Here is a 3,645-nt window from a genome sequence, read left to right as displayed (position 1 = left end):
AATACCAACGAACAGCCCAAAGAATGATTTCACCTTGAAAGTGCCGACCGTGGAAGGGATTCATCTGCTGTATCTCGAAATAAATAAGATATTTAGCTTATCATGTCAGCCTATTTGCAACAGTGCCTTTTTAGGTGGTTCCGCTAGGGTATACTGAAAATAAACTTGTCCTGTACCTGATTCCAGTAAAACACTCTCCGAAAATATCGAGACGATTCACGGTTGGTTACAGATAGTTTGGGTGTTATTTTTATCTCTATGCTTGATAGGCTTTATGAGCTTACCACAAATAATTTTTCATTCGGTCAGTCCTCGCTTTCATCCGACCAATTTTGACTCAACTCACTCACCAAACGACTCTCATCGCATTTAAAATCAATATAGTGATAGGTATTGGCAGGCAATAGCCAATCCTGCCCTGTCAGTGGACATTTTTGTTCCATATCTTCTGCCTGTGTCCAATCACGGTAATTCATTAGAAAATAATAGGTGGGTACACCTGTGCTTTGTTCAATGATACGGCACAATTCTCGACCTATTTTGCTATGCTCAGAATTGGGATTTTGCATTTGCTCTAAGGCAAAGGCTTCACTTACTGGTTGAGAACCAAGCCACAAACGATATAACGCTTCAGCCTGACGATACCATGACCACACATTATCATAACAAGGGTGATCAGGTTGGGTATATGGGATTTTATATAGAGGAATGCCTTGTAAGGTTACTCCATCTAGTAAAGGCGAACTCCAGCCCCAACGCAACATGTAAAATTCAGATTGCGTTGGTACGGCATAACGGGGAAGAGGATAGTCATGGTCTTCTCCGATATACAAGGTTTGAATGGGTTTACCTGCTAACTGTTCGATTTTATTGTGCATTTCTTGGGCATAGCTGTTCATATTTTTACGGTCAAGGGCATCCATTTCAGGACACACCACAGTCACGCGAGTAATATCATTTTGGCTAACAGCTAAATGATGGTTACGGGGTAATATTTGTCCGTTGCCTTCTAAATTTCCTAAATAACAAAATACATCATGGTCGTGGCTATCATCATCTTCAGCGATACCTGTATATTGGGGTATGATAATATCAAAGGCGTGCATTTTTATATCTCATGCTTAATTTATATTAAATATATTTGGGGATGTTGCTGTTGAAATTGGTTAAAGTGCTGTCTTGTAGTGTCAATTTAACCTATACCGTCAATGCCGTACACTCTAAATATTAATAATACTTAAACTACTTGATATTATAACTATAATTTTTCTTATCATATTTACCGAAATAAGGAACAGCTACATCCTTATGCACTGTATTATTACTATCAGTATATGTAATTACTATAGAGTCTTCGGTGTCAGAATATTTTATAGGATACTTAAATGATTGATTAGGAGATAAATTACCTATATTTTCTGATTTATTAGTGGTTTTATAAGTTAAATTAACCTTAGTTATATCTTCGGAGGTTTTGTTATTTATAATTAGCATCCCTTCTGATTCACTTTGACTGGAACAAGCCACAGTAATTAATGCACTTAAGCTAATTACATACAGTTTTCTTATTGAGATCTTCACGAGCCAAACCTTTAGTTATTTTATTTAATACAAAATAATTCTATGCAAGAAATGCCACTCTCAACTTCTTAAGCCTATTGGAATGGCTGTATTACAAGAATTGTAAGTTTAATATTGAAAGTCTAACCTTCGTAAAATAAATGATTTAGCGAAAAAAAGTTGAGAGTTAAGCATAAAATGGAATCTTATTTTTCACCAAAGGAATTAGAAGATGTTAAAGAACCATTAGTTATAACTTTCATTTTGAGACTACCCTAAATTCTGTGTAACTATCTAGTTTTCTAAAATACTTCTTAAATTTTGTCAAAATGGCTTTATTAGCTCGAAAAACTAACTTTCTATACACCATGAAGTACACCGCGACTACCTAAATAACTCAATATACCAATATCATTAGCCTACAGCCTAAGGTTCTAGTCCTCACTAGGGTACCGAAGCAGTGAAATTGGTTTGCCATAGGCATACTAATCAGAGTATGAAAAAGAAACTCCTCTCTCTGCAAATTCTTGATTGAAAACACTAAGAACCTTCATACTAAAAGTATAATAAATAAGTACTAGCCTTTCTATTATGGTGATGTCGTTCATATTCCAAGATATTCTCCGATCATCTAATAACCCCTCCCAACTAGGATCGTTTATTTTAGGTATAGATTGACTGCCGTAAGAAGGTATTTGATCAACTAAATGACGCATATCATCGAGTTTTTGATTTGATAGGGGTTACCCCAGAATTTGGAGAAAATAGTACGACAAGGAATTTTGTCGACTAATTAATTTATTAAAATCAAAGATTTATATTTTTATGCTTTGCCTGTCTGCTAGAGATTGGCAACATGCAATTTAATTGAAAGATTTTTAACGAAGTTCTTAAATAACAACTACATAGAAGTAAATAAATGTACTTACCGCCCTATAATTTCCGTTTTCTGTGCTGACCCCTAATATAGCAGTTTTTCACTGAATAGAACTCAGATAACTTATCATTTGGTGATAGTCAGAAGCCTTTATTCCCTTAAAATAATTTTTGTTTTTGATATCAAGGACTACTTCTACCACAACCTGTAAACAGCGAATAAAAATCTTAAAATTTAAACCCTAATTTCGATAAGAAGGGTAAATATACTTTCTGCTTTTCACTATCTAATAATGCTTCAGCAATTTGTTCAGCAAACACATCGTAACTTCGACCTGCTTGCCCTTGTGCCAAATACGATGCCTCATGTAATTGAGATATTTTTTTAGCGAAGGCAAAGCGTTGATTATCGGTCATGGTTATAAACATATCTACTGTATGTGGATCACGCTCTGTCTTTTCAGCTTTTACCGTTTTGGGCTTGGTTCTTTGTTTAAATTTAAAGGTAAATCCTGTAATAGTGCGACCTTGCTTGTGTTGCTCATATTCAGCAATAATATCCGTGTGTTCGTTAATTTGACTAATAGCCAAATCTAAAACTCTTGCTTTGAAATGGTGCATACGCACATATTCATCACTCAATAACCCAAAATGATTTCTTAACTCATCTAACGAGATTTCATTGGTTTTGCCCACAGACCGCCATTTAATCAAAAACTCATACAGGCGAATAGCATATCGGCTCTGTAAGCCTTTAATTTGCTCTATCTCGTATTTGGTAAATTTTTTTTCCAATCCTACAATTAATGGTACAACGTCATTGGCGAATACTAATCTTACCAATCCTAAATCATTAACGTAACTAATCTTTTGCACAAAGCGACTGCGGACAAACTCAATTTTTTGACTACCCTCAACAAACTGGGTGTAATTAAATTCCGCTTCAAATAAACCATTGACTCCACGCTTTAGGGCTTCATAAGCCGTATGTTTAGCCACGTCAAACTGTTGCATATAAGATTGGGCATGAATAGTTAAAGTCTTGTTCAATACACTTTCAATATTATCGCCCAACTTACGAGGGCACTGTTGCAAATAGAGATTTGAGTCGATGATGTTCCCTTTAAAAAGTGCTTAGAGACCGAAAACCCTGTTGATTAGACACACTTCACCCTGAGGCTGACCATAATAAAATGACGATGCTTGTCC

At 35.4% G+C, this 3,645-nt stretch carries 3 protein-coding genes and 1 pseudogene; all 4 read right to left on the bottom strand.

Features of this window, described 5'->3' with window-relative positions:
* Positions 1-305: 305 nt before the first annotated feature.
* Positions 306-1,106, bottom strand: coding sequence for a DUF2310 family Zn-ribbon-containing protein (locus FTU37_RS16385; RefSeq protein WP_114237944.1), 801 nt, complete (start codon positions 1,104-1,106; stop codon positions 306-308).
* Positions 1,107-1,242: 136 nt separating this feature from the next.
* The gene (locus FTU37_RS16380) at positions 1,243-1,581 is read right to left on the bottom strand and encodes a hypothetical protein (protein ID WP_114237945.1); all 339 of its coding nucleotides are present in this window, start codon (positions 1,579-1,581) and stop codon (positions 1,243-1,245) included.
* A gap of 1,083 nt (positions 1,582-2,664) precedes the next feature.
* The gene (gene repM / locus FTU37_RS16375) at positions 2,665-3,510 is read right to left on the bottom strand and encodes a replication initiation protein RepM (RefSeq protein ID WP_180049802.1); all 846 of its coding nucleotides are present in this window, start codon (positions 3,508-3,510) and stop codon (positions 2,665-2,667) included.
* A 60-nt stretch (positions 3,511-3,570) separates the two neighbouring features.
* Positions 3,571-3,645: pseudogene (locus FTU37_RS16370) on the bottom strand (IS6 family transposase); the annotation flags it as partial.

It is taken from the genome of Acinetobacter sp. YH12097, from assembly GCF_013419225.1.
Lineage (GTDB): Bacteria > Pseudomonadota > Gammaproteobacteria > Pseudomonadales > Moraxellaceae > Acinetobacter > Acinetobacter amyesii.
The sequence above is the reverse complement of the archived record's forward strand: the minus strand, read 5'-3'. Positions and strand labels throughout refer to the sequence as shown.